Genomic DNA, 25,895 nt, shown 5'->3' on the forward strand with positions numbered 1-25,895 from the left:
TGGTCTCGGCAAACATGACTAACCGTGCCGCTCGTGCCTGAATCCTTCCCCACTGTCTCCCTTCTTTCGCGGCGAACACTTTTCATTCTTTTTGGCATTTTGCTGAAACATTTTGTTGCCCCCCCATTTTTTTCCGTTAAAACAGTTTTTGGTCAGGGTCAATTGGGCAACAAGCAAGTAAACAGTTGGGGCCAACGGCACGTGTTGTCGAAGCGATGTTTGAATTGGCGCGGTGCTCTGTCAGCCACCGCCACACGGCTCAATACGATGTCGTTGAACGAGCGGATCAAATTGGTCTCGCAAATGGGTCACCTGAGCAGATTCTGCGTTTCAGCTTTCTGGACGCGATGTTGTGTGGTTTTGCTGTGCATCCCATTTTCGGCATCCTCCCTTGCTAATCAGGTCAACACCGACAGTTCGGAAGGAGACGTCGTTAAAGGGCCCAGCAAACGTGTGGTGCAGATTGAGCGAGCCTGCGTCTTGACGAGAGTTGAGCGCAGGTTGCCGCGAGTCGAAGTGGATTTCGGTTCACACCTTCCCGGAACGGTTATCGATTGCTTGCTGACAGTGAAGAATCACACCAATTCTGACTTGGTGTTCAGCTCTATCCAGCCCGGATGCCAATGCCTTTCGCTATCTCCACGCTCGGGTGTGCTGCCTGATAAATCTAATCAGGTTTTTCGAATCAGAATTTCAACGCCGACCAATCCTTCCAAAGTTCGTTCGGAAGTCGGAATCTTGGCCCGGCGTGCCAACGGTTCACCACTTTTTTCGATACGACCATTCTTCTCGGCCAGTGGCGTTGTTGCCTTTGTCCCAAGCTATGTGGATACCGAAATCCCAGTGGACCAGGATAATCATGAGATCCAAATTCCATTTTTGCTGGGGGCCGATACAAAGCAAGAACTTATTGACTTAACGGCAAGCCAATCTCTCGCGAATATCGAGACCGCGTTAGACTTTGAAAACTCAGTAGTTCGCATGCGAGTTAAGCGGAAAGCCATCAAGAATGGCCCCATCGCCGGATCGCTCAAGCTGACCAATATTGAAACCGGATCGTCAAGCGACGTCATGATTGACATCTCGACATCGCATCCGTTGACCGTTGCACCGCGGACGCTTGTCATGCACCTCGACGCGGAACAAGGCCGATATACGGGCAAGATCGTAGCGTCCGACCGTCGGCCAGATGGTGACGGATCCAAGCTGAAATGTGATTTCTATGCTACTTCCAAACCATTGGCTTCTGAACGAGTGCGTCAAGTTGGCCAGGTTGGCATCTATCGAATCTTCTTCGATGCTCCTGATCCGGCGTCAGAACCGCCGGAAAACCTTGTGATCGAATGCCGGTTGATGGCTGGCAAGTTACTACGAACGGTCAAGATCCCAGTCGTTTTTTCTTCAAGATCTCCCAACCAGGAATGACAAATGAAGCGAATCGCCAAGCTCCTTATTGCTATTGGACTCTTTATCGCTGCCTGCGTGGCAAACCTCTTGAGCACCAATTCCGCCCAAGCAATCTGCACAGTGGAAATCACCAACAATTGCATAGACATCGTTGAAGATGCCTCCGCATGCGCGGACACTGACTGCGAACCAGGCTACTACAGTCCCTTTTATTACTGCCCGGAAGACACTGTCGAACACGAAGTCAATGATCGCGACTTTACCACCACCGAAGAACGAGACTACGACGGTGGTCCCGAAATCAATTGGGGCGATGACTACGCCCCGGTTCCAGGTACGACAACTTGGTGCGATCGTTGGTGGGATTGCGATTACAGTTCGCGATGCACTGCGGCAACAAACTACAAATGTCAAGTCGATTTTGGATCGGGTGCCCACTTCCTTAGTCAAGTTCAAGATCATACTGTGATCGGACGCTGCCCCGACGACCAGTGACGTCCCTGAAAACCGTACCTCGCCGCACCGGTCTTCTATGCAATTCGATACGCATAGGTACTTTTCCTGAGGAACGATCAATGTTTATTATAGTTAGGGCATCTCGCGTCTTTTTATATGGATCCGCTTTTGGATTGTTGCTCTTCGCATGCCCGATGGTCCGGTCGGCAGATAATAGGGCCAACGAGTTGATTGGATACATGGATGCGTCGACAGCGTTGCTCGACGCGATTGACTCGTACGACCTGGCTTGGCGAACCGAAGAATCGGTTGAGGTGATGGGCATGCCGATCATACCGCGAGAGAGTTTCTTGCGACTACACTATGATAAGCCGAATCGCCAACTGCTCCTTCTTTCGGTCAACTACAGCTACGATATCGAGCAACTACTTAGAGGTGTCCCTGCTGATCGTCGTGCGGAAACCTTAATGGTTTTAATTGACGGTGATCGCACTATTCGGCGTTTGGTGGGACGTCCGCCTGAAGTTCTCCCACTTTCATTCGAACAAAGATCCGAATTACGAACCATTCCCAGACTTCGTTCACTGGGGTCATTGGGGTTCTTCGCATCTGTCTTTGGCCAGGAAAACAACCGCGAAAGCTTGGTGCGGGTTACGTCGATGGCCAAAACGCTCAGTACAAAAGTGACGGATCTTGAAATCAGCTTTACCGCAAAGATCGAAAGCAAATGTGACGAAACCTATCAATGGTTTTTCTCATCTCAAGAATTGCTCCCCATCCGACACGTGGTGCGTCAAAGATGTGGCGCCAATCAAAATTGGGATGTTGTTACCCGCCAAACAATCGACTGGAGCAAACATGATGGGGCTGGCCATCTTCCTTCCAGTGTCGTGGAAGAAACGCTCGGATCGATCAGGCTACCGCGCAAAGACGGTACGAAGAAACGCTTTCCGATGGAGAAAACGTTGGTGGTCGACATGCTTTGGCGACCACTCGGTTCGATCGGCGACATTGAACAGATTGCTCAGCGTGAACAGATCACACCTAAAAGCATTGAACAACTGATTGATTGGAAACGACCAGAGGGCTGATTCGCGAAGCGTCTTTGTGATCAACGGCGTTGACACTGGAAGTGACCGAATACGCTTTTTTTCTTCGCCTGAATAGGCTCTCTGGTCCGATCAAGCCGATTTCCAGTCGAACGGCCGACCGCTAAACCGATCGCCAATCCAGGCCCTCGTTCAATTCATTCAAATTGCGAGGGCCTTCTGGCGTGACGACGACCATGTCTTCGACGCGGATGCCACCGCAACGGCGACCGTATAGACCAGGTTCGACGGTGAAGACTTCACCAGCCAACATCTCACCACCGCCGGCATCCAGCAAAATCGGTTCGTGAACGTCCAAACCGATGCCGTGTCCGGTGCCGTGCTGGATCGACGGTTCATCGGTGATCGTCCCGCGGCTGGACGGATAGCCCTTTTGCAACAACACCGCTTCGCTGGCATGATGCGCCTGGTCGGCGGTGACGCCCGGCAATAGCTTGGCGATGCACGCCGATTTGGCTTCCAAAACCGCCGCGTGCATTTCCTTGACCACCGGATCGATGTCGCCGTGGACGACCGTCCGCGTGCAGTCGCCCCAGTAACGGGTCGCCTCACAACGCGGAAACAAATCCACGACGATCGGCGTTCCGGTCCGCAGTGGTCCGGTGCCACTGTGGTGACAGTCGGCCACTTGAGGCGCGGTCGCCACGATTGCGCCATGGGGCATCGTGTATTGCAATTTCAAAAATTCCACCGCGGCCAGACTGCGGACTCGTTCACTGGTCAGGACGGTGCCATCGAGCAACAGTTGGCCTTCGGCGTCGACGGTGGCGTCGGCAATCGTTTCGCACACCATTCGCATCACCGATTCGGTGGTCGCCTGGGCCTGCGACAAGTACTCGATCTCTTGATCCGTTTTCGATCGTCGGTCGTTGACGCCAAGGTCGGGGTCGTAGTCGACCGTGACGCCGGCGGCAGTTAGGTGATGCGCAAAGATCAGCGGCAACGTTCGATCAGCGGACAAATGACCGACGCCGCGATCGCGCACCATGTTGGCCACCGCTGCGGCGGTCGCCGATTCGCGATCGGCGGGCAAGCCATCGGGGCCGGCATGATCGGCTGGGCAAGATACTTGCAAACCGGGTCGGTTCTGTCGCACGCGATCCATCTCCAGATCACGCACAATTCCGAACGCCTGGTCGCCTAGCTGCAAAAACGCGGCCGGGTCGCCCAAGGGGACTCCCAAGCGTCGGTAAAGCGTCGCGTTCTTGTCGGCAAACCCGGCGATGATGAAATCCATGGACGTCGATCCAAACGATGATGGGGAAACGAAAGCGGTCAGCGGGCAACATGCCGGCACAGACAGCGGTCACATTCGAGGTGCCGAATCAACCCGCCATGGGTAGAAAATACGCGAAGCTGACCGTCACCAGTAAGGCCGCCAAGCCCATCGCGGTGCTCATCGGCGAAATCACCTTCAGCCCCTGAGCCTCCGTCATGCCGCTCATCCGAGTGATCACCCAGAACGCACTGTCGGTCATCCAAGAAACCGGTTTGCTGCCCGCGCCGATCGCCATCGCCAAGTAGACGGGATGAAAGGGCAACGTGCCGTCGGCGGCAAAACCTTGCATCACGCCGGCGGCGGTGATCATGGCGACCGTGGCACTGCCCTGCAGGGTTCGAATCGCCACCGTGACGATGAAAGCCAACGGCAGGATCATCAGTCCCGGAACGCCTTCGGCCAATCCTGCGACGGCACCCGCGATGCCTGCCTGCCGCAACATCGCGCCGAACGCGCCACCGGCCGCAGTGATCAGGATGATTGAACCGGCCGCCGCCAGAGATGTCGCGACCAGCTTGTTTTTTTCTTTCGGATCACAGTACCGCATCAACAAAAACGACAACGCACAGCCGATCGCCAAGGCGACGTTTTTGTCGCACAGGTTGTCGACGGCTTTGACCCAACCGCCCGTCGGCGATGACGACGACTGGGCCAGGTACGCAACGGTCGATCCGGTTGCGATCAACACGACCGGCACCACGATGGGCAACAACGACAGCATCAAGGACGGCCGGTCGCCGGACGCAGTTTCGCCCAATGCTTGTTTCGCATCATGATCTTGCGTTTCGTCGGGAGTCGCCGCTTCCGGTAAAGGGATTTCGACAAAGCGATTGATGGTTCTTGCCGCCGCCAATGAAATCACGCTGGTCACACTGCCGATGCCCAAACCGGCAAGCAGCATCGTGCCGACATCCACACCAATGATTTCCGCCACCTGAAGCGGCCCCGGGGTCGGTGGGACCAGCGAGTGGGCGATCGAACCGCCGGCAAGGATCGCCAGCAAGAACAGCACGTAGTCTTTGCCGACCTTTCGTCGCAGCGACTGGGCCAGCGGCACCATCAAGTAGAACACCGTGTCAAAAAAGACGGGCACGCCCAACACGAACGAACTCGCGGCCAACGCCTCCGGTGCACGCTTTGGTCCGGTCAAACGCAACATCGCATCGACGATCACCGAAGCGGCGCCCGAGGCCATCAATAGACTGCCGATCACGCCGGCCAGCGCGATCAACACGCCGACTTTCCCGGCGGTTTCGCCGAACGCGTGGACAAGACGGTCGGCCGCCGATGACTTCACAAAGCTGTCGGCCTGCTGGGCCGTCATTTTCCCTTTGGCGACTTCCGTTGCCGCGTAATCCTGCAACGCGGCGGGCAACGTCAACAGCCCGACCAACCAGCCGGCCAACAACAGCGTTAAAAATGCGTGCAGTCGAAAAACTAGAATCGCGGACAATACCGCGACGACCGCAATCGCCACCAACCACCAAACGTGCATAAACCAATCGATCAAACGTTGAAGGACGAACCGGAAACGATGGGCCCACGCCAATCGCCACAGTCGGCCGTTGTTGCTGCGGGCCGCGTGCGAATCCGCCCGACGTGACGAACTGCCGCGATCGGCTACGGTATCACAGCCAAGGGCAGCTCGGGGCACCGTAGCGTCGACTTCGTGGGGCCGCTTCACGCCATGACGTGTCGGCAAATCCACCACGCGGTCTGTCAGATGGTTGTGGGACACGGTGGCGCACTAGCGGCGAACATTGCGGGCTCGTACATTGGCCCTGCGTCGCCGAACGGAGCGTGTTTTCCGCGAAAAACGCGGGAAAATAAAACATCTTTCGGAGTGAAAAATCACTTCGGAACAGGGTTCCCACAAAGATCATCCGGCGATGCCGTTGCCGCGACCGTTGTTTTAGCGGTCGCATCGGATGAATACAGTCTTCCAACCAAACAGCAAGAACGTGTCAGACGCAGCGGTCAGCGAAGTAAGCTTTTTCGAGAAACACGAGTTTGCGATCCGCCGGATCCACTCTCTGTTGGGTTTGGTTCCCTTGGGCGCATACATGTGTGTGCACTTGGCGACCAACGCCAGCCTGCTCAACGGCGTGGCGACGTTCCAGCGTGCCGTGTTTTTGATTCACAGCCTGGGGTCCGTATTGCCGCTGGTGGAATGGGGATTCATCTTCCTGCCCCTGTTGTTCCACGCGATCCTTGGCGTCTGGATCATTTACACCGGCAAGACCAACAGCAGCCAGTACCGCTTCACCGCAAACAAGCGATACACATGGCAACGCTGGACGGGGATGATCGCGTTTTTGTTCTTGATGGTTCACGTGCTGCACCTGCACGGCTGGTTCCACGCCGAACCGTGGCTGGCTTTGATGGAACCGCTGGGGTTGGCCGGATTCAAACCGTACAACGCCGCCAGCACGTTGATCATGCAGATGGACGGTTTCATCTGGCCGACTTTCTACCTGCTGGGGGTCTTGGCCACAATCTACCACCTGGCCAACGGAATCTGGACGGCCGGAATCACTTGGGGCCTGTGGATTTCGCCTCAAGCTCAAGAACGTGCCACGAAACTATGTGTGGCCTTCGGACTCGTTTTGACGGTTCTTGGTACGGGTGCCTGGTGGGCCGCCGTTTCACCGTCGGTTGAAGAAGCCAAGGAAGCCCGCATGATCGAAGACGAGATGTACGAGGCGAACTTGAAGGGCGGTCTGGTTTACGAAAACGACGAGAAGCGCATTCCCGCGGACAAGGTCCTGGGCGAACCCCATGACGCGAGTGCGGACGACGAATCCCAAGATTCCGCCGACGCCCAAGCCATGTTGCTGCCCTGATTTTGAACAAAGCCCCCGGCGCGCGTCCCGCCGAGGAAAAAGCATTCACCACCCGATTTTGATTTATTGACCAAGCAAGCGAGCCGTATTCATGGCAGAGAAACGAGTTGCCGTCGTCGGTGGCGGACTGGCCGGGTTGGCCAGCGTGATGAAACTGACCGAACTGGGTGTCAAAGTCGATTTGTTCAGCCTGACGCCGGTCAAGCGTTCCCACAGCGTGTGTGCCCAGGGCGGCATTAACAGCTGTAACGACCAGACGCGCCAGCTGGGCGACAGTGAGTGGAAACACTTCGACGATACTGTGTACGGCGGTGACTTTTTGAACCACCAGCCGCCCGTCAAAGAAATGGCGATGTGGGCGCCCAAGGTGATCGACCTGATGGACCGCTTGGGGGTTCCGTTCAACCGCACCGGCGAAGGCTTCATTGATCGGCGTCGATTCGGCGGAACGCTTTACAAACGCACCGCATTCGCCGGCGCAACTACTGGCCAACAACTGCTTTATGCTCTGGACGAACAGGTCCGGCGTCAGGAAGCCGAGGGCATGGTGCGAAAGTACGAGTTCTGGGATTTCCTGCGTCCGATTTTGGACGAACAAGGCAACTGCCGTGGGATCGTCGCACAAGACATGGTGTCGATGGAAATCCGCAGCTTCCCCGCCGACGCCGCGGTGATGGCAACCGGTGGTTGCGGACTGGTTTACGGCCGCAGCACGATGAGCGTTTTCTGCAACGGCAGTGCCGCCAGCCGCTGTTTCCAAGCGGGTGCGAAATACGCCAACGGTGAATTCATCCAAGTTCACCCGACGGCGATCCCCGGTGCCGACAAGCTGCGTTTGATGAGCGAATCGGCTCGCGGCGAAGGCGGCCGAGTCTGGGTGCCGCGAAAGGCCCAAGACCCGCGTGCTCCGCAAGAAATCCCCGATTCGGATCGCTACTACTTCCTGGAAGAACGGTATCCGGAATACGGCAACTTGGTTCCGCGTGACATCGCGACCCGCGAAATCTTTGACATCTGTGTCAACGAAGGCCTCAGTGTCGAAGACGATCGGATGTGCGTCTACTTGGACCTGACCCATATTCCGGCGGCGGAATTGGATCGCAAGCTGGGCGGCATCCTGGAAATCTACGAAAAATTCCAGGGCGTCGATCCTCGGGTCGAACCGATGAAAATCTTCCCCGCCGTTCACTACAGCATGGGCGGATTGTGGGCCGATTACGTCAAGAGCAGCGATAATGGCCTGGAACCGGGGGCCCCGGAAAACCACATGACCAACATTCCCGGTTTGTATGCGATCGGCGAATGTGATTACCACTATCACGGTGGAAACCGTCTGGGTGCTAATTCGTTACTGTCGTGCATCTTTACCGGTTTGTTTACCGGACCATCGATCGTCAACTACATCGATTCGCAGCCGCACGACGCGGTCTCCCAAGAACTATTGGATTCCGCCCGTCAGGCTGAAGTTGATCGCCACCAACACTTGTTGACCGGCAATGAAGGCAGCCAGGAAAACCCGTACCTGATTCACCAGGAACTGGGCGACTTGATGACGCGTGTGGCGACCGTGGTTCGCAAGAACGACCAGCTTTCCGAAGCCTTGGTGAAGGTCGACGAACTGCACCAACGTGCGATGAAGGTCAACCTGTCAGACACCGGCGGATGGACGAACCAAAACGTGCTGTTCGCCAAGGCCCTACAGGACATGTTCCCGCTGGCCAAGTGCATCCTGAAGGGTGCACTGCAACGCGACGAATGCCGCGGTGCCCATTACAAACCTGATTTCCAAAAACCACCGCTGACCGCCGAAGACCCGGCCGAACGTCGCCGGCAAGCCGAAGCGTGGTGTGACGAATTCGAAGCCAACAACGAACGTTACTTGAAGAGTACGATCGCGACTTGGAACGCCGACACGATGCAACCCGACTTGACCTACGAAGACGTCGACACGTCATCGATCCCGCCGCGGCCTCGGCTGTACGGCTTGGTCGGTGCAGACATCATCGAAGAAGTCTGGAAGGAACGTGCCAAGGCGAAAGCCGAAGCGGGTCAGTACGCCACGACCTGATTCGACAACCGACTTCAGTTCAATTAATTCATCTCAGTCAGTCACTCGTTCATATCGTTTCAGGATCGCCGGATGATCGCCCAGGAACCGACGCTGAAAAATCGACCGGAATTCATCAACGTCCGTATCAAACGTCAAAACGGACCCGGGCAGGAACCGTATTGGGAACTGCACAAGATCAAGTACGAACCGGAAATGAACGTGATCAGCGTTCTGCAACGGATCGCCGCCCAAGCGACGACCGTTGACGGTAAACGCGTCACCCCGGTGACGTGGGACTGTGGATGCTTGGAAGAGGTGTGTGGCGCGTGCACGATGGTCGTCAATGGCCGCGTCCGTCAAAGCTGCAGTGCCTTGGTGGATCGGTTGCTGGCCGATAATCCAGACGAAATCGTTTTGGAACCGATGTCCAAGTTCCCCGTCATCCGAGACTTGATGGTGGACCGCGAACGACTGTTCCGCGGACTGCAACGCGTCAAGGGTTGGGTGCCGGTCGACAGCTATTACGACATGGGTCCGGGCGAACGCCAACTGCGTGACACCCAAGAGCAAAACTATCCGCTCAGCCAGTGCATGAGCTGCGGATGTTGCTTGGAAGCATGCCCGCAGTTCCTGAAGATCGAAGTGCCACGTAAGGAAGGCGAAACCGACGAGCAGTACGAAGCACGCAAGTATGCCGAGTACGACAAGGGATTTGTGGGTGCGAATGCGATTTCACAGGTGATGTTGTTCAACAACCACCCGACCGGAAAAGCACTGGCCAAAGAGCGTTTGGACGCATTGACCGGGCCGGGCGGCATCGCGACATGTGGCAACGCCCAAAACTGCGTGGCGGTTTGTCCGAAAGAAATTCCGCTGACCACATCGATCGCGCGTGCAGGACGTGCGACCACGGTCCACGCGATCAAGAAGTGGTTCGAGCGTTAGTCGCTGGCCACCGGCGACCAACCTGAACAGACCGGCTGATTCCCAGGCGGCTTCACTCAAGTAATTGGTGAAGCCGGTCACGGAAAATGGCCGGTCTTATTTTGCGCACCGGCGGCATGAAAACGCCGTCCGAAAGACGGCGTCCGGTGTAAGACGCTGTCCTGTGTCGAACTAGACCGACGCCAGTGTCGGCGTGCTGTGAACCATCAGCGTCTTTTGATTGCGGACGACTCGCAGGAACTCGGCTTCGCTGACCGGTTTGGCGATGTAATCGTTGACCTGCAATTCTTCGCAGCGTGCTTTCAGCGCCGGATCATCGGCGGCGGTCAACACGACGGTGGTCAGCCCCAGCCGGTTCTTGGGGATCTCCGGCAACATTTCAAGAATGTCGATCCCGGTGCCGTCGGGCAACATCATGTCCAGCAGCAACAGATCGGGGGTGGGGGCCCGTGCGAAAACACCTTCACGCCGCAGAAATTTCATCGTTTCTGCCACATTGCGGCATAAGGTCACACGATGGTGAACACCGCTGCTGCGAAGGGCGTGAATCGTGACGCGGGCATCCATCAAGCCGTCTTCGACCAACAGGATCTCCATCGGCTTGGTTCGTGAATCACCCAACATGTTCGGCCTCTTCAATTTCGGATTCCTCTGACAGATTGCATGTTAAGGCGAATCGCAATGCGGCGAAAACAGCGGAATTTCCGGCTTCGCCCGCACCCATCGGCGTCAAACGCCGGCGAAAGGTGCCGGGCTGCCCGGACCGGCCATTTTCAACGGTCCATTTTCGGTCGTCACGACGACCCGCCTTCATTTTAATTACCCGCCGACGCAATCAGATCGGCTTCCAGCTGTTCGTGTTGCCGCAGCCGAGCGTCGAAGGCTTCCACGGCGGCGATCAGCCCCCGAAATCCCTCGATGCCAACACCGCGGTACTGCAGTTCCTCTGCCTGTTCGGCCAGCTCGCTTAGCCGCAGGTACAGTTGGCAATGCTGGTCATGGGCCAGCGACGTCTTTTGAAAGTGTTCCGGATCGGTCAGCATCCGCACCGAGCTGCCGACCGGGATTTCGACAAACCCGTAAGCCTCTTCTAGCGCAAACTGCATCGACAATTGGTCACGCAGCGTGTCCAGCAGCCGGGTCAACGAGCGGACCGTGGCCGCAGATCCGTCCTCCGTTTCGCACGTCTGCCGCAGCTGGTGGATGGTTTGCCACAGATCAGGATTGCTGTCCTTGATTTCCTGAAGGAACGCGGGATTCACCACCAGCGTCCGTTTTTCGGTCATCGTCGCCATGGTCGTTCGCTTCTTCCTGATGGATGGGAACACAGCGTTCGGAAATGGCTGCGGTCAGTGATCAGAATACCGCAACGGACGGAACGAGACACATCGCGGCCTCGGCACGTTTTTGCATTCCCTGCGCTGCCGTAGAGAAGACTTTCATCAGACGTCAGTGGGCGGCCGGCGTCAAGTTTTTTCTGCCGCCCGGCGTTCCGCCCGCACCACAAGTTTCGGCCAGCATCGCGAGCGATATCGCCCAACGGATACCTGACCACTAGGATCGAAACCGATCGATCGGCGTCACACCGACCGGGTGAATAATCCGTACCAAATGATGCAGCGAATCGCGCTGACACCATCCCGCCAGCCGATTTTTTTCCCTTCGCCGTACCAACGATGGCGATAGCGAATGGGTTTTTCGGCAAACCGCAGCCGGGCACGTGAAAACCGAGCCGTCAGCTCGATTTCAATACCGAAACGATTTTCGCCGCATGCCGCCGCGGTGCGCCGGAACACGTCTCCGCGGGCCATCTTGTAGCACGTTTCGACGTCGGTCAGCCGTGGTCCGATCAGCATCCCGGACAAATTACTCAGGAAGCGATTGACCATTTGGTGCCACCAGGGAGACACCAGGCGGTCGGCCGATCCGTAGCGGGTTCCATACACCACGTCGGCCTCATTCTGCACGATCGGGCGCAAGAGCCGGCGAAAGTCCTGGGGATCATACTCCAGGTCCGCGTCCTGGATCACGACGACGTCACCGTCGGTGGCCGCAACGCCGGTTCGGATCGCCGCGCCTTTGCCGCGGTTGACCGGATGTTCAAGAACCACCACGCGGGCGTCACAGGCCGCTGGCAAGTCGCCACCGGCCGACAGCGACGCGGCGATCTGGTGAAGCTGCTGGGCCGAATCGTCGCTGCTGCCATCGTCGACCAAAACGATCTGCAGCGGCAGCCCCGTTGCAATCAGACGATCGATCACCATTCGCACCGTCGACGCTTCGTTGTAGACAGGCACGACGACCGAAAGGGTGAATCCGTCGGGCAGAGAAAAGTAGTTCAGCGTGTCGCAAAAATGATCACCGAATTGACGTCGACACTGCTGGACGAACGACTCGGTCCACGCCTCAGCGGCGGACACACCCGAGACCAAATTGCTAGCAACACTGTCATCACCAGTGTTCGATTCAGCTTCCGGATTCAGAATGCCACCTCATTAAAAACGCACAGTGGAAACGTGTCGACGCGAAGCAGAAACCGTCCACCCGATCACCATGCCAACAATGTACAAAACCTGCACGCACGCATGGGCGGTGGCGTTTCAAACCGTTGTCTTGAAGCCCACAAATTGGCAAACGCCGTGTTCGTACGGATCTCCGGTGCATTGGCAATTTCTTCGAAAAATTCTTGGCCCATGATCGCTCGTGTTTTACCGAGCCAACGAGCCGAGTCCGATCGAATTGTACGATCGGTCGCAGCGATCGTTGTTGACATTCCAAAGGGGCAAGCGCACATTCTTCCCGTCATCGACATGGATCGTTCACGCAAGGAACGGTCGCTTCTTTTCAGCGCGGAGTCATCCACATGCTTCTTGTCTGCGACTCGACTTTGGTTTGCTTCAACCGGTCGACCCAGCTTCCCAAGGTCGCGCCAGACACCCGTTGATTTTCAACGTGCTGTTGATTGCTGATGGCATGACGCCGCCGAAACTTTTGGCACGGCAACAACGCACTCTTGGTTCGGAAACTTTGCTTCCGGCCGATCCCTGCGAAACCATGACGCGACGCAGCGGTTGAAGGCAGAAGAGTTTCGAGCCGACGTTCCGATCAAGGGAGAGGGCATGATGGAACGCGCCTGCGGATAATGCTTCCGCGGTACATGGACGTCGCTCCCTTTTTTTTCGGATCCGCGAACTCACGTCGGACTTTAAAACGATTGGTTTTAAAACGTTTGGTTCGCTCCGGTGCAACAGATGGTCACCAACGCTTGATGAATCGGCATCACTACTGAAATTCCCGCCTGGAATGGATGCCCAAGGTCTTCGGACCCGGAACGGCGGATGCGAGCCGGCTTTGCATGATGCAAAGTCGGCTCGTTTCATTTGGCGCCGTCATGGACGCGTCTTTTCGCTCTTTTGCCCGCCGATTCGCAAACGCGAATGTGCGGTGATGCGCAGTTGTCACAGATAATCTTGGTTGCACCATCACCGCATGATTTCGGCCTTGGCGAAGGTCCTGATCTACAGTCGCGGCTTGGGTGGCTTCGCCGGCGGTGACGATTCATCGTGTCCCACCAATTGCAGGTCACGTGCGAAGATGTCGTCGCCACAAACAACAAACAAGGTTTGCATGTCTTCGCCCCCGAACGCGCAATCACGCATCCGACCACCGGCGACCGGACGGTTCAGAATGGCGTGAACGCGCCCCGGTTGATCAAAGATTTGAACACCCAAATCCGTGGCGACCACCAAACGTCCTTCACGCGTCATCGCCGCGCCGGCCGCAACGGGATCCGTCGCATCGACTGCTTGATGCAAGAATGAATACGGTTGACCGTCGACAAGATTTCCGTCTGGATCGATTCGGTACGACCACACGTAACGTCCGCCCGCATCGGTGACCAACAAGAACCGACGATCCGGCGTCACGGCCAACCCGGCGGGCCGCGACGGACACGGACGAACGCTTGCACCGGAGCCGCCGTCGACGAACTGAGTCAGCGTTCCCTTCTGTGGATCGGCTTGGTATCGGAGATCACCGACACGAATCTGGTCGCCACGACGATCCATGTTTTGGCGAATGGACTCGGGGGCTTCATCGATGCTGACCGATCGCCAGCTTTCACCCGCGATGGTGATGTCTTTTAATTCCGGATGGGATGTGGTGTCGGTGGTGATGGGCGTTTGCCAGTCGGCCCACAACCACTTCATCGCGTCAGGAAAAATCGCACTTCCGTGTTTGCCGTTATGGCCGCCTTCGCCCCAAACGTTTTCCACGTCGTATCCGGCCCACTGCAGCGCGGACAACATGGTTCGGTTGGCGTTCCACCAGTCGCCGGCGTAGATGTTCAAATCGTTGCTGCCGTCCTGCAAGAAGATCTTCAGCGGTTTCGGTTCGGTCTTTCGAATCATCGTCGGATAATTGTGACCGCCCCGAAGACCGACATACGTGCCAACGGTGCTGAAGACACGGCGAAACTGATCCGGCCGATGCCAGGCGACGCCCAGCGCGGCGATGGCGCCGCTGCTGCTGCCGCCGATCGCACGCAGATTCGGATCGTCCGTCAAACGATACTTTTTGCCGACGGTGGGCAAGATTTCGTCGATGACAAACCGGGCGTATCGATCGCTGACGGAATCGTATTCGAAACTGCGATTGAATCGATCCTGTGATTCCGCATCACCGCCCGGCACGACGCCGGGATTGATACAGATGGCGATCGTGACGGGCATTTCGCCACGATGGATCAAATTGTCGAACACGTTGGGCAGGGCCCAGGTGCTGTTTTTGCGGACGTATTTCTGGCCATCCTGGAACACCATCACCGCCGCCGGTTCGGTACCGTCGTACTGTGATGGGACGTAAACGAAGTAATCGCGGTGAGTGCCGGGGTAAATCTTGCTGTCGTTCCAGGTGTGCGCGGTGACTTCACCACGCGGGACGCTGTCTTGGGCAACCGCATCGGGATGCACGGGATACGATTCGGCGACTTGGGCATTCAGCGGGGCGGCCGAAACCGCGGCCAACAGGAACAGGCCGCTGCAGCGGGTCAAAACCTGGCGTGTCATCGTCGTGGCGGTGCCAGCGGCGTGACTGGCGGCGGGAAGGGAAGTGTGGCGGGGCGTTTTCATGGGGCGTTCCAAGAAAGCGGTTGTCGGTGTGAAATCGTGACAGGGCGATCGGCCGCGGAACGGTTCCGAGGTCGAATCCGCATCGCATCACGCAGCGTCAACGTTAACCCAAAGCCAATGATCCCGCTTCGCGACGACATCCCCAGCCGAACCACGCCGTTGGTCAATTACCTGATCATTGCGATTTGCACGATCGCTTTTTTGGCTCAGGTCGCATCGGTGGATTCCGGCAACACGATCGTCCAGCGGTTCGGAATGGTGCCGCTGCGGTTGAGCGAACCGAACAAGGAAATCGTCGTCCCTCAAGCCGAAGTCGTCTCCACGCCCTTCGGCCCTCGCCAAGTGATCACCGAAAAAGTGTTGCCGCCGCCGGCGGTTCCGGCTTGGGCGACGATTTTGACGTGCATGTTTCTGCACGGCGGCTGGATGCATTTCCTGGGGAATATGTGGTTTTTGTACATCTTCGGCGACAACGTCGAAGACCGGCTTGGTCCGCTGGGATATGCGATCGCGTATTTGGGGACCGGAGTGGCGGCAGGGCTGGCCCACTATTTCGCGGATCCGTCCAGCCCGGTGCCGACGATCGGTGCCAGCGGTGCGATCGCCGGGGTGATGGGGGCCTACGCGTTTCTGTACCCGCACGCTCGAGTGCTGGCGGTGCTGCCGATTTTCATCTTCATCCAGACGTTTGTTGTTCCCGCACCCGTGTTTTTGGGGATCTGGTTTTTGCTGCAGACTTTCAGCGGGATCGGGTCGACGATGGGCGGCCAGGCGGGCGGCGTGGCCTGGTGGGCACACGTGGGCGGGTTTGTGGCCGGTGGGCTGGTTGCTTTAGTGGTGGGCCGTTCACCGCTTGCGCATGACGCGGTGACCGAGCGGCGATTTTGACGCAGACTGCCAGTCCGACCGACGGCCCAGGTGCCGAAGCCGACTGGATCGCCGCAAGTCATTCACATCATTCGACTTGTGACACAAAAAAAGGTTTCGGCACGGCACTTGCAACATTGGCGTGCGCCAGCGACCGGGCTGCCAGTACGGCGGTGCGTCGCGTCAAACCATATCGGCCCAACGAATCTTACGATTCACAACCTCACGATTCTTCGAACCGTCATTGCAAAGGTGTCACGGAAATGGCAACTGCCACGAAATCAAAGTCCAACGTCAAGCTTCAGCCCCTCGGGGAACGCATCGTGGTGCAACGTGAAGAAAGCGAAGACGTCACCGCCGGCGGCATCGTGCTGCCCGATTCGGCCAAAGAAAAGCCGGCCCGAGGCGTGGTCATCGCCGTCGGAACCGGAAAGCTTTTGGACGACGGCAGCCGCAGCGAAAGCCAGTTGAAGGACGGCGACCGCGTGCTGTTCAGCAGCTATGCGGGTGAAAGCGTCGAAGTCGGCGACGTGGAATACCTGTTGATGCGTGAAGACGACGTCTTGGCCGTCATCGAATGATCCGGACCGCCGGAGGCCACTGAATTCGATCGCGGCATCCGGTCCCCGCCGTCCGAATACCAATTCATCTTTTGAAACAAGGTTTGTAATCACTCATGTCCAAAATCATCGCCTTTGATCAGGAAGCCCGCGAAGCGATCCGCCGCGGCGTGTCCAAACTGGCTCGTACCGTCAAAGTCACCCTGGGCCCGAAAGGCCGCAACGTCATCCTGCAAAAAAGCTTTGGCAGCCCGACGGTCACCAAGGACGGCGTGACGGTTGCTAAGGAAGTCGAACTGGAAGACGTCTATGAAAACATGGGCGCTCGAATGGTTCGCGAAGTCGCCAGCAAGACCAGCGACGTCGCCGGTGACGGAACCACCACCGCCACCGTGATGGCCGAAGCGATCTTTAACGAAGGCCTGAAGGCCGTGGTCGCCGGCGTCAACCCGATCCAAATGAAGACCGGGATCGAAGCCGCGGTTGCCGATATCACCGAGCAACTGCACAAGATGGCCACCAAGGTCAAAGACCAAGATGCGATGGCCAACGTCGCAACCATCGCCAGCAACAACGACCGCGAAATCGGCAACCTGTTGGCTGACGCCATGAGCAAGGTCGGTAAAGACGGCGTGATCACCGTCGACGAAGGCAAGAGCCTGCAGACCGAACAAGAATGGGTCGAAGGCATGCAGTTCGATCGCGGCTATCTGTCGCCGTACTTCGTCACCGACAGCAGCAGCATGGAAGCCGTCTTGGAAGACGCTTACGTGCTGATCTTTGAAAAGAAAATCAGCAACATCAAGGACATGGTTCCGTTGCTGGAGAAGGTGGTCGAAAAGGGCAAGCCGCTGTTGATCATCGCCGAAGACGTCGACGGCGAAGCCTTGGCCACTTTGGTCATCAACCGCTTGCGTGGCACCTTCACCGTTGCCGCCGTCAAAGCCCCGGGCTACGGCGACCGTCGCAAGGCCATGATGGAAGACATTGCCATCCTGACCGGCGGACAAGCAATCTTCGAAGCTTTGGGCGTCAAGCTGGAAAGCGTCGACCTGACCCACTTGGGACGTGCCAAGAAGGTCATCATCGACAAGGACAACACGACGGTCATCGAAGGTGCCGGCAAGAGCGCCGACATCAAGGCACGGATCGATCAAATTCGTCGCGAAATCGAAAACACCACCAGCGATTACGATCGTGAAAAGCTGGAAGAACGCTTGGCCAAGCTGGCCGGTGGTGTCGCCAAGGTCAACGTCGGTGCGGCGACCGAAAGCGAAATGAAGGAAAAGAAGGCTCGTGTCGAAGACGCTTTGCACGCGACTCGTGCGGCCGTCGAAGAAGGCATCCTGCCCGGTGGTGGTGTCGCTCTGTTGCGTGCCAGCAGCAAGGTCAAGCCCAGCGATCTAACCGAAGACCAAGTCATCGGTTACAACATCGTTCTGCGTGCCTGCCGCGCACCACTGACCATGATCGCAGAAAACGCCGGGCAAGACGGCGGCATCGTCTGCGAACGCGTGTTGTCGGCTAAGGCAAACGAAGGCTACAACGCCCTGACCGATACCTACGAAGACCTGGTCAAGGCCGGCGTGATCGACCCGACCAAGGTGACCCGTACCGCACTGGGCAACGCCGCCAGCGTCGCCACCTTGTTGCTGACCAGTGACGCCTTGATTGCCGAAAAGCCGAAGGCAGCCGGTAAGGCCGGTACCGGCGGCGATCACGACATGTATTGATCCCTTCGACCCAGTCGATCGAATCATCTTTCGATCGATCGAGTTACCGAGCCCCAACATCAAAATCGCGACTCGTCCGACCCGCTCGGACGAGTCGTTTTTTTGTTGTGTTGGTCGGCGACGCCCGCGATCGCTGCGGAAGGCGGATCTTATCAACGCTTGGGCATTGACGACGCGGACGGCTTGTCGCCAACCGGGGCACCCATCGAACAGCTATTCGCCGGCATCGTCGCCCCAACGACCGATCTTGATGGACAATGCGACCAATGCCGCCGACCAGGGACTTCACTGGTTGGCCGATCACGGCGACACGCTTTACCGATTCGCATTGCATCGGGTCAGTGATCCGGCCACCGCCGAGGACTTGGTCCAAGAGACGTTTTTGGCGGCGATTCGGTGTCAAAGGTCCCCGGCCGATGGCGATGATCGGGGCAGCGATTCGGGATCAGACGTTGACGAAATCCGCTGCGTGCAAGCTTGGCTGATCGGAATCTTGAAACACAAGATTTGCGACCATTTTCGCCAAGCCCGCCGCCAGAATGCGACTGGTGATCCGGACGCCGGGCCGACTTGGAAATCCATCGACACAGACAACATTGCGCCGGCGACCGACCAGCCCGATCCGTCGGCTTCGCTGGACCAGGCGGAGTTTCGCGATGCGTTGGCGGCCTGCATCGAACGGTTGCCGATTGCAATCGGCCAAGCAATCCGTTTGACTTTGGTGGGCGGACTGGACGCCGCCGAAAGCAGCGAACTACTGGGCATTTCACGCGATGCGTTGGCGGCCCGACTGTATCGGGGACGCCTGGCGCTGCGACAATGCTTGACGCGAACCTGGTCGACCGAGACCGACGACGAAAACCATGCGCGGCCGACCAAGCCCCCCGGGACCATCGCGGTGACAAAGAAATCCGAATGAATCGTTCCCTCGGACAAAATCTGCGGATGGTGCTGTCGCTTCGCTGCGACGAAAACCGGCATCTGCACAACCAGCGTCTGCTGCGTCGGTTGACCGCCACCGAGCGGTTCGCGATGTGGGGCCATTGGTTGGCCTGCGGCCCGTGCCGCCGCTTGATCCGTCAATTGTCCCGAATCGATCATGCGGCCCGGCGTCTGGGCGACGACTTGCAACGCAACCGTGAAGGCCAATCAACGTTGCCGTCCGATTCATATGACCGCATCGCCCGGGCCATTCATTCGGCATCCCCCCGCCCAACCCGCGGCGTCGATCCACCCCGTGAATCCGGCCAGGACCGTGGCAGGGACGACGACTGAAACGCCGCAGCCGAAGGCGAAAGGCAACGAACGGAAAGTTTTTTCTGATTTTGACGCAGATTCTGCGTCATCGCTCGGCTGCTGCAGCGACTACGCCCAAAACGGGATGCCGTCGGAAGACCCATCGCCGTTGATTTGGTCCTTCCTTTTCACGCTGCAGCTAACACCATGCGAATTTCTTCTCTGTGCCGATCGGCGCTGGCTTTGACCCTGACTTTGGCTTGCGGAAGCCTTCACCACGCCCATGCGGCCACCATCCAAGTGACGATTGAAAACTTGGGACTGGACGGCAGCACGCACGTCACCCCAGTGTTCATCGGATTCGGCGACGGAACCTTCACACCGTTCACCCCCGGACAATCGGCGACCACCGCGATTGAACGCTTGGCCGAAGACGGCAACACCGGTCCACTGGAATCCGCTTTTCCCTTTCCATCGGAAAATCGCACCACGCTGGTCCAGGGTGACGGCCCGCCGACGTTCGACGCCGGCGAATCGGCGACCGCGACGTTTGATATCGATCTGAATGGTGGGGCCAATCGATTGTTGCTGGCGACCATGTTGTTGCCGACCAACGACTGGTTCATCGCGACCCAAGGCAACGGTGTCGACCTGTCCGGTTTGACCGCGTCATCACCGATCAGTTTTGAACTGAATCGTTTGTACGACGCGGGAACGGAAGTCAACGACTTTGCCACGTCAGCGGCCAACGGACTGTTCGGGCTGTCCGGCGGTCAAACGGGACCCGACATTGGCACCGACGAAAACGGCGTGGTGACTTTCCTGGGTGAAATCGGCATCAACGATCGGCTGGCTGACTTCGAAGGAAGCGACCCGTTCGACGGCCGTCCGGTGGATTTCAATCCGACGCTGTCACCGCTGCGGGTCACCGTGTCGGCCGTGCCGGAACCGGCAACCTGTGTGGCGGCGGGCGCATTCGCGATCGGCGGCTTGGTGGCACAGCGTCGTCGCCGACGCAAAGACCGATCGCAGAGGTCCAAGACAGATCCGGCGTCCTGATTCGATACGGACAACGATGACGCAAACGGTTTGTCGCAGCCTTGTGCCTCTCAGGTATCGATCGCACGAAGTGATCAGTGGCTAGAATTGGGAAAAATTGACGTCGGCCGGTGCAACCTCATCAGCCGACGGATCTGATTTCCCAACGCTTTCTTACCGCCGTTCATGATCTGCAAACCCAAGTCTGACGTCTTACCGTTCCGCCGGTTGGTCGCTGTCGCGATTGGTTCGTTATTGTGCACCTGCATCGCCACCGCCCAACATGCCGACATTCCGCGACCGGAAGCCTGGAACGACCTGGTTCCCGGCGGACGATTCATGGATCGATTCGAACCGATCCCGTTATTGCAACCTCGGGTAAGTGCGGGCTGGGGTGTGGATGGCGTATGGCAGCGCGACGTTCAAAACGGAATCGAAGACGAATCGTTTTCCTACTGGGGTGGCAACATCCTGCAGGACGACGACGGCCGGTTCCACCTGTTTGTTTGCCGCTGGGACGAAGACCATCCCAAGGGCCACATGGCTTGGCGTGAATCGATCGTCGTCCGCGCGACATCCGACCATCGGCTGGGCCCTTACCGCGTCGCCGAGATCATCGGCCAGGGGCACAACCCCGAAGCTTATCGAACGGCCGATGGGCGAGTCGTTTGCTATGTGATCGATCGCAAGTTTGAGTGCCAAAGTTATGTCGGCCGATCCATCACAGGCCCTTGGGAAAAGGTTACCCCGGTCTATGACACACGTGACCGAAAGGTCATCGCCAACCTGACCAACAACAGCTTCAGCCGACGAGAAGACGGTTCGTTTTTGATGGTCAATCGTGGTGGTGGCATGTGGGTCAGCCGCGACGGGCTGGCACCTTGGGAACAAATCACCCAAGGCAGCAATTACCCGAAAGTCGAAGGCCGGTTCGAAGACCCCGTGCTGTGGCGCAGCAACGTCCAATACCACATGATCGTCAACGACTGGTACGGCCGTATCGCGTACCATTTGCGCAGCAAGAACGGTGTGCACTGGAAAGTGGATCCCGGCGAAGCCTACATGCCGGGGATCGCCGTTTCACAAGACGGCCAAAGCGACGACTGGTACAAGTACGAGCGGATCAAAATCTTTCAAGACGAACACGGTCGCGGCATCCAAGCCAATTTTGCCGTCATCGATTTCAGCAAGCACGATGACCTGCCCAACGACCAGCACAGTTCGAAAAATATCTCCATTCCGCTGAAGCCCGGACGCCTATTGACGCTATCCAACCCGACGGCGATCACCGACGACACCGCGGAGGTCCGCTTGCGAATCGATGCGGAAGAAGGCTTCGACCCGATCCGTGATCTGGACCTGGAAAGCCTGCGATTCGGTGCGCCGGAAGAAGTCGACTTTGGACGTGGCGCGACTCTGATTGGCACTGAACACGATGATCGTGGGTTGGTCTTGATCTTCGCCGGTACAGACTGCAATTTCGAAGACCATAACTTCGCCGGTAAACTGATCGGCCGCACCCGCGACGGTCAAATGACGTTCGGCTATTGCCGACTGCCTTGGGTCACGTATGTCGAACCGATCGTCACGGCAAAGCGTCCCGAAGCGATGGCCAACGATGCGGGCCTGTGGGTGTTGCGGATTCCGGTGGCCAACCACGGTCAAGTCGATGCGGCGGGATCAAAGATGTCCCTCCAAATCGACCAGACCGATCCCATCATTCTCGAATGCCCGCCGCTGAAACCCTATCAGTCGGCAAACGTTGTGGCCGCGATCCCGGATGACCTTCTGGACGGAAAGCCACACCAGGTGACGATCGGCTGTGGCATCGGGATCACCCGAACCAACGTCTTTGTCGCGGACAAGTTTCGATTGCCCGCGAAATGAGTCGCCTGGTCCTGCAACCAGGGCACCGCTATTTGACGAAGACGTCGACGCCGAATGATTCCAATTCGGCTTTGGCGTTTTGCAACGTCTTTTCGTCCAGCGGATTGCCGCCCAGATAGACCTGCAAGTAAGGCGCAAACCGTCGATCCGATTCCGCATCCTTTCGACACGCGTCAACCAGCGGCGACAAGTCTTTCACTTGGTTGCGAGACATCAGCAACATCTTTAGATCCGTCAGTCCCGCGACGGGCTTGAGCGAATCGACTTGGTTGCCGGAAAACTCCAACGTGGTCAGCCACGACAGCCCCGAAACCGGACGCAAATCGCGGATCTGATTTTTGGCGACGTCCAACGACCACAGCTTGGGCAACTTGGCCACCACCGCAATGTCGGGCAGCCGATTGTCGGCGGCGTAAAGCGTCCGCAGGTTGGACATGTTCGCGACCGGCGATAGATCGGCAATCTTGTTGCCCGAAAGGTCCAGGTATTGCATGGACGTCAGGTCTTTCAACGGACCAATGTCGCGGATCTTGTTGTCGCTAAGCGATACGGATTGCAACCGCTTCAAATTCGCGATCGGCGAAAGATCGCTGATCGCATTGTCACGCAGATCGATCAGCATCAATTCTTTGCAGTGCTGAAGTCCTTCCAGACTGGTGATCTTTTGATCGATCCCGACGACTCGTGAAATCTTGGCGACGTCGGACGCGGTGATCGGTTCGTCGTTGTAGCGTTTGGCAAACACTTCGCGGCGAACCGCGTCTTCCAAAGCTTCGTCGGCAAAGATCGACTTCACCGGTGCGGCGACCGGCTTCTTGTCGGCTTCATTCTTCCTTGCGTCCTGATTCTTAGCGTCTTCTTTCTTAGCGTCTTCTTTCTTAGCGTCTTCTTTCTTGTTGTTTTCTTTTTTCGCGTCGTCCTTCTTCACGTCCGCTTTTTTGGCGGGCGCGGGATCGTCCTTCTTCTCCGTCGCCTTTTCCGATCCTTCCTTCGCTTGTGCCGCTACCGGCTTTTCTTTATCCGTCGGTGGGTCGTCGGCGAACGCATTGGTCGATGTTGGGGCTAAAACCAGCGTGGTCAATCCGAACAGGGCAGCAAACCGAAGATGTCGATGAAGTTCTGCGATCATGTTGTCAGTCAAATCGATGGTCGAAGTAGGGGATGGAGGCGGGTACGGTCCGCTACCCCGGTGCGATAAACGCCGCGGTTGATCACGGGCCGCCGAGGCGCATTCTAACCCGGCTCGCGCGGGTTCGCATTGCGTTCGTCCCCGCAGGACCCACACCACCTGCGACCAAGCTTTGGTTGGAAGGCCCCTTTTGAAACGGCCCTTCAAAGCCATGCCCTGAACGCTCAAGCGATCAAAATTCCGGCGATCGCCCCGGTCATGCAACACGCCAGCAAACCGCCGAACATCGCCCGCAATCCCAGGGCAGCCAAGTCTTGCCGTCGACTGGGTTCCAAACCACCGATGCCGCCGACCTGGATGCCGATCGCACCGAAATTACTGAACCCCGCCAACGCATAGGTCAGCACCACGGCGGTTCGTTCGCTCAACACACCTTCCGGCCCAACGTCTGCTCGGCCGAGCGCGTCAAAGGCGATGAATTCGTTGGCAACGGTTTTCAGCCCGATCAGCCGTCCGGCTTCCATGCATTCGTCCGCCGGAATCCCCATCAGCCACGCGAAAGGCCAGCACAGGTATCCCAGTATTTGCCCCAGGCTGAACGTAAAGTCCGTCGCCGGCTGGAAAACGCCCAGCCGTAGGCCGGCCCATATCAGCGCATCGGCCAGATGCCCCAACAAGACATCGATCAACGCAATCAACGCCAAGAATGCGATCAACATCGCGCCGACGTTCAGCGCCAACTTCAATCCGTCACTGGCGCCTTGGACGGCCGCCCCGATCATGTTGTCATGCCCGCTGGCGGCAAATACCGACACCGCGTCGGCCACCCGGTCGGATTCGGTTTCCGGCACCATGACTTTAGCGATCAGCAACGCGGCCGGTGCGCTGATAACCGATGCGGTCAGCAGGTGAGAAATGTCGATGCCCATCCCGGCATACACGCCCAGCAACCCACCGGTCACGGTCGCAAAACCGCCGGTCATCATCGCGCACAATTCGCTGCGGGTCATCGTTGCCAAGTAAGGCTTGACCACCAGCGGGGCTTCGGTGTGACCGACGAAGACGTTGGCCGCGGCGGCCAAAGTTTCGGCGCCGGTGGTGCCCAACGAAAAACGCATCACCCACGCCATCGCAGCGACCAGCCGCTGCATGATGCCCAAGTGATAAAGAACGCTCATCAGCGAACTGAAGAAAATCACCGTCGGCAACACGCCGAATGCGAACGTGCCCAACAGCGAATCGCCCAGCGGGTTGTCACCGCCGGCGCGAAACAGAAAACCGCTGCCGGCATCGACACACGCCATGACTTCTTGAAAGACGTCGCCGATGAAGACGAAGAATGCTTTGCCGGGATTCGTCGCCAACACCAAGAACGCGAGGGTCAACTGCAACAACAGCCCGCCGACGACCACCCGCCAAGGAAACTTTCTGCGGTCACTGCTGATCGCCCAAGCCGCTGCGATGAAACAAGCCAGCCCCAGAACACAAATCAGCCTTGCTTGCACCGCTTATTAATCCTGGTTGGGCGTGTCAAAAATGCGGTCGCCGGCATCGCCCAAACCGGGCACGATGAACGCGTGTTCGTTCAGTTCGGGGTCAATGGCGGCGACAAAGATCTTCACGTCAGGAAAGTCTTTGGCGATTCGCTCGATTCCCGGCTTGGCCGCGATGATGCTTAACACGCGAATGTCGCCGACGCCCCAACGTTGCAATCGACGCACGACCAAATCGATCGATCCGCCGGTCGCCAGCATCGGATCCAAAATCATGGCGACGTCCGGCGGGCTGCCGTTGGGCAGCTTGTCGTAATAGCCCACCGGCTGTGCGGTTTCTTCATTGCGGTACATGCCCAAGTGCCAAACGCTGGCATCGGGCAAGATCTGCAGCACCGGATCGACCATCCCCAAGCCCGCTCGCAACACGGGAACCAATCCCACATCGGCATTGATTCGGCGGCAATCCGCCATCGCAACAGGCGTCTGAATCTGGACCCGATCGGTCGGCAAATGATCGGTCGCCGGCACGCTGATCAACATCGTCAATCGATGGACCGCGGCGCGGAATTCGGCGGGACAAGTCGTTTCACAACGGACGACCGACAGATGGTGGTCGACCAAAGGGTGCGAAACCCGAACGACATTACTTGGTTCGCTGGTCAAACGGTCGGTTCTCCCGCATCGGCCCCGATGAAACGTTTGGTCGATCAATGACCGCCGCCGTGCACTTG

At 57.8% G+C, this 25,895-nt stretch carries 22 protein-coding genes; 13 read left to right on the forward strand and 9 right to left on the reverse strand.

Annotated features, from left to right (window positions below):
- Positions 1–33 precede the first annotated feature (33 nt).
- The 3 genes from Mal65_RS16290 to Mal65_RS16300 all read left to right on the forward strand — a co-directional run bounded on the left by Mal65_RS16290 (position 34) and on the right by Mal65_RS16300 (position 2,954).
- Positions 34–1,425, forward strand: a complete 1,392-nt coding sequence (locus Mal65_RS16290) for a hypothetical protein (protein WP_145299764.1) — start codon at positions 34–36, stop codon at positions 1,423–1,425.
- 3 nt (positions 1,426–1,428) lie between these two features.
- Positions 1,429–1,902 carry a hypothetical protein gene (locus tag Mal65_RS16295; RefSeq protein ID WP_145299767.1) on the forward strand — a complete coding sequence of 158 codons (474 nt, stop codon included), beginning with the start codon at positions 1,429–1,431 and terminating at the stop codon, positions 1,900–1,902.
- A 200-nt stretch (positions 1,903–2,102) separates the two neighbouring features.
- Positions 2,103–2,954 (forward strand): hypothetical protein, encoded by an 852-nt coding sequence (locus tag Mal65_RS16300; RefSeq protein WP_145299770.1) that lies wholly within the window; start codon positions 2,103–2,105, stop codon positions 2,952–2,954.
- A 121-nt stretch (positions 2,955–3,075) separates the two neighbouring features.
- Here Mal65_RS16300 and Mal65_RS16305 read toward each other — a convergent pair whose 3' ends face one another.
- Together Mal65_RS16305 and Mal65_RS16310 are read right to left on the reverse strand one after the other, a co-directional pair.
- Positions 3,076–4,209, reverse strand: coding sequence for a M24 family metallopeptidase (locus tag Mal65_RS16305; RefSeq protein ID WP_145299773.1), 1,134 nt, complete (start codon positions 4,207–4,209; stop codon positions 3,076–3,078).
- An 88-nt stretch (positions 4,210–4,297) separates the two neighbouring features.
- On the reverse strand, positions 4,298–5,905 hold the full coding sequence (locus tag Mal65_RS16310) for a GntP family permease (protein WP_196784228.1): 1,608 nt from the start codon (positions 5,903–5,905) through the stop codon (positions 4,298–4,300).
- A gap of 274 nt (positions 5,906–6,179) precedes the next feature.
- Here Mal65_RS16310 and Mal65_RS16315 point away from each other — a divergent pair, with 274 nt between their 5' ends.
- The 3 genes from Mal65_RS16315 to sdhB all read left to right on the forward strand — a co-directional run bounded on the left by Mal65_RS16315 (position 6,180) and on the right by sdhB (position 10,089).
- Positions 6,180–7,094, forward strand: coding sequence for a succinate dehydrogenase cytochrome b558 subunit (locus Mal65_RS16315; protein WP_196784229.1), 915 nt, complete (start codon positions 6,180–6,182; stop codon positions 7,092–7,094).
- 91 nt (positions 7,095–7,185) lie between these two features.
- A complete protein-coding gene (gene sdhA / locus Mal65_RS16320) occupies positions 7,186–9,162 on the forward strand; it encodes a succinate dehydrogenase flavoprotein subunit (protein ID WP_145299776.1) in 1,977 nt (658 codons plus the stop codon).
- 72 nt (positions 9,163–9,234) lie between these two features.
- A complete protein-coding gene (gene sdhB / locus Mal65_RS16325; RefSeq protein ID WP_145299779.1) occupies positions 9,235–10,089 on the forward strand; it encodes a succinate dehydrogenase iron-sulfur subunit in 855 nt (284 codons plus the stop codon).
- 171 nt (positions 10,090–10,260) lie between these two features.
- Here the strand turns inward: sdhB and Mal65_RS16330 are convergent, their stop codons facing one another.
- From Mal65_RS16330 to Mal65_RS16345, 4 genes are all read right to left on the reverse strand, one after another.
- Entirely contained in the window at positions 10,261–10,728 is a 468-nt protein-coding gene (locus Mal65_RS16330; RefSeq protein WP_231131156.1) for a response regulator, read from the reverse strand.
- Between the two features lie 176 nt (positions 10,729–10,904).
- The gene (locus tag Mal65_RS16335) at positions 10,905–11,384 is read right to left on the reverse strand and encodes a hypothetical protein (RefSeq protein WP_145299785.1); all 480 of its coding nucleotides are present in this window, start codon (positions 11,382–11,384) and stop codon (positions 10,905–10,907) included.
- A 285-nt stretch (positions 11,385–11,669) separates the two neighbouring features.
- Complete coding sequence (locus Mal65_RS16340) at positions 11,670–12,509, reverse strand: glycosyltransferase family 2 protein (RefSeq protein WP_196784230.1); 840 nt, start codon at positions 12,507–12,509, stop codon at positions 11,670–11,672.
- Between the two features lie 1,098 nt (positions 12,510–13,607).
- Complete coding sequence (locus tag Mal65_RS16345) at positions 13,608–15,155, reverse strand: alpha/beta hydrolase-fold protein (protein ID WP_449252309.1); 1,548 nt, start codon at positions 15,153–15,155, stop codon at positions 13,608–13,610.
- Positions 15,156–15,335: 180 nt separating this feature from the next.
- Here Mal65_RS16345 and Mal65_RS16350 point away from each other — a divergent pair, with 180 nt between their 5' ends.
- From Mal65_RS16350 to Mal65_RS16380, 7 genes are all read left to right on the forward strand, one after another.
- A complete protein-coding gene (locus tag Mal65_RS16350) occupies positions 15,336–16,106 on the forward strand; it encodes a rhomboid family intramembrane serine protease (protein ID WP_145299791.1) in 771 nt (256 codons plus the stop codon).
- Between the two features lie 242 nt (positions 16,107–16,348).
- Complete coding sequence (locus tag Mal65_RS16355) at positions 16,349–16,666, forward strand: co-chaperone GroES (protein WP_145299794.1); 318 nt, start codon at positions 16,349–16,351, stop codon at positions 16,664–16,666.
- Between the two features lie 95 nt (positions 16,667–16,761).
- Entirely contained in the window at positions 16,762–18,378 is a 1,617-nt protein-coding gene (groL, locus tag Mal65_RS16360; protein ID WP_145299797.1) for a chaperonin GroEL, read from the forward strand.
- Positions 18,379–18,628: 250 nt separating this feature from the next.
- The gene (locus Mal65_RS16365; RefSeq protein ID WP_145299800.1) at positions 18,629–19,297 is read left to right on the forward strand and encodes an RNA polymerase sigma factor; all 669 of its coding nucleotides are present in this window, start codon (positions 18,629–18,631) and stop codon (positions 19,295–19,297) included.
- Entirely contained in the window at positions 19,294–19,653 is a 360-nt protein-coding gene (locus Mal65_RS16370) for a hypothetical protein (RefSeq protein WP_145299803.1), read from the forward strand. The genes Mal65_RS16365 and Mal65_RS16370 overlap by 4 nt, the downstream gene beginning before the upstream one ends.
- A gap of 168 nt (positions 19,654–19,821) precedes the next feature.
- A complete protein-coding gene (locus tag Mal65_RS16375) occupies positions 19,822–20,673 on the forward strand; it encodes a spondin domain-containing protein (protein WP_145299806.1) in 852 nt (283 codons plus the stop codon).
- A 165-nt stretch (positions 20,674–20,838) separates the two neighbouring features.
- Positions 20,839–22,539, forward strand: a complete 1,701-nt coding sequence (locus tag Mal65_RS16380) for a glycoside hydrolase family protein (RefSeq protein WP_145299809.1) — start codon at positions 20,839–20,841, stop codon at positions 22,537–22,539.
- Between the two features lie 28 nt (positions 22,540–22,567).
- On the opposite strand, the gene Mal65_RS16385 is transcribed toward Mal65_RS16380, so the two are convergent.
- The 3 genes from Mal65_RS16385 to upp form a co-directional block, all read right to left on the reverse strand.
- Positions 22,568–23,668 (reverse strand): leucine-rich repeat domain-containing protein, encoded by a 1,101-nt coding sequence (locus tag Mal65_RS16385; RefSeq protein WP_145299812.1) that lies wholly within the window; start codon positions 23,666–23,668, stop codon positions 22,568–22,570.
- Positions 23,669–23,892: 224 nt separating this feature from the next.
- Positions 23,893–25,173 carry a NupC/NupG family nucleoside CNT transporter gene (locus tag Mal65_RS16390; protein WP_196784231.1) on the reverse strand — a complete coding sequence of 427 codons (1,281 nt, stop codon included), beginning with the start codon at positions 25,171–25,173 and terminating at the stop codon, positions 23,893–23,895.
- Between the two features lie 6 nt (positions 25,174–25,179).
- Entirely contained in the window at positions 25,180–25,827 is a 648-nt protein-coding gene (upp, locus tag Mal65_RS16395) for a uracil phosphoribosyltransferase (RefSeq protein ID WP_231131157.1), read from the reverse strand.
- Between the last annotated feature and the right edge of the window lie 68 nt (positions 25,828–25,895).

It is taken from the genome of Crateriforma conspicua (genome assembly GCF_007752935.1).
GTDB lineage: Bacteria > Planctomycetota > Planctomycetia > Pirellulales > Pirellulaceae > Crateriforma > Crateriforma conspicua.

Coding starts and splice junctions, on each gene's coding strand:
- Mal65_RS16355 (WP_145299794.1), top strand. CDS start 16,349: ATGGCAACTGCCACGAAATCAAAGTCCAACGTCAAGCTTCAGCCCCTC.
- Mal65_RS16305 (WP_145299773.1), bottom strand. CDS start 4,209: ATGGATTTCATCATCGCCGGGTTTGCCGACAAGAACGCGACGCTTTAC.
- Mal65_RS16375 (WP_145299806.1), top strand. CDS start 19,822: ATGCGAATTTCTTCTCTGTGCCGATCGGCGCTGGCTTTGACCCTGACT.
- Mal65_RS16300 (WP_145299770.1), top strand. CDS start 2,103: ATGGATGCGTCGACAGCGTTGCTCGACGCGATTGACTCGTACGACCTG.
- Mal65_RS16315 (WP_196784229.1), top strand. CDS start 6,180: ATGAATACAGTCTTCCAACCAAACAGCAAGAACGTGTCAGACGCAGCG.
- Mal65_RS16350 (WP_145299791.1), top strand. CDS start 15,336: ATGATCCCGCTTCGCGACGACATCCCCAGCCGAACCACGCCGTTGGTC.
- Mal65_RS16385 (WP_145299812.1), bottom strand. CDS start 23,668: ATGATCGCAGAACTTCATCGACATCTTCGGTTTGCTGCCCTGTTCGGA.
- sdhB (WP_145299779.1), top strand. CDS start 9,235: ATGATCGCCCAGGAACCGACGCTGAAAAATCGACCGGAATTCATCAAC.
- Mal65_RS16335 (WP_145299785.1), bottom strand. CDS start 11,384: ATGGCGACGATGACCGAAAAACGGACGCTGGTGGTGAATCCCGCGTTC.
- groL (WP_145299797.1), top strand. CDS start 16,762: ATGTCCAAAATCATCGCCTTTGATCAGGAAGCCCGCGAAGCGATCCGC.
- Mal65_RS16370 (WP_145299803.1), top strand. CDS start 19,294: ATGAATCGTTCCCTCGGACAAAATCTGCGGATGGTGCTGTCGCTTCGC.
- sdhA (WP_145299776.1), top strand. CDS start 7,186: ATGGCAGAGAAACGAGTTGCCGTCGTCGGTGGCGGACTGGCCGGGTTG.
- Mal65_RS16380 (WP_145299809.1), top strand. CDS start 20,839: ATGATCTGCAAACCCAAGTCTGACGTCTTACCGTTCCGCCGGTTGGTC.
- Mal65_RS16345 (WP_449252309.1), bottom strand. CDS start 15,155: ATGACACGCCAGGTTTTGACCCGCTGCAGCGGCCTGTTCCTGTTGGCC.
- Mal65_RS16365 (WP_145299800.1), top strand. CDS start 18,629: ATGGACAATGCGACCAATGCCGCCGACCAGGGACTTCACTGGTTGGCC.
- Mal65_RS16295 (WP_145299767.1), top strand. CDS start 1,429: ATGAAGCGAATCGCCAAGCTCCTTATTGCTATTGGACTCTTTATCGCT.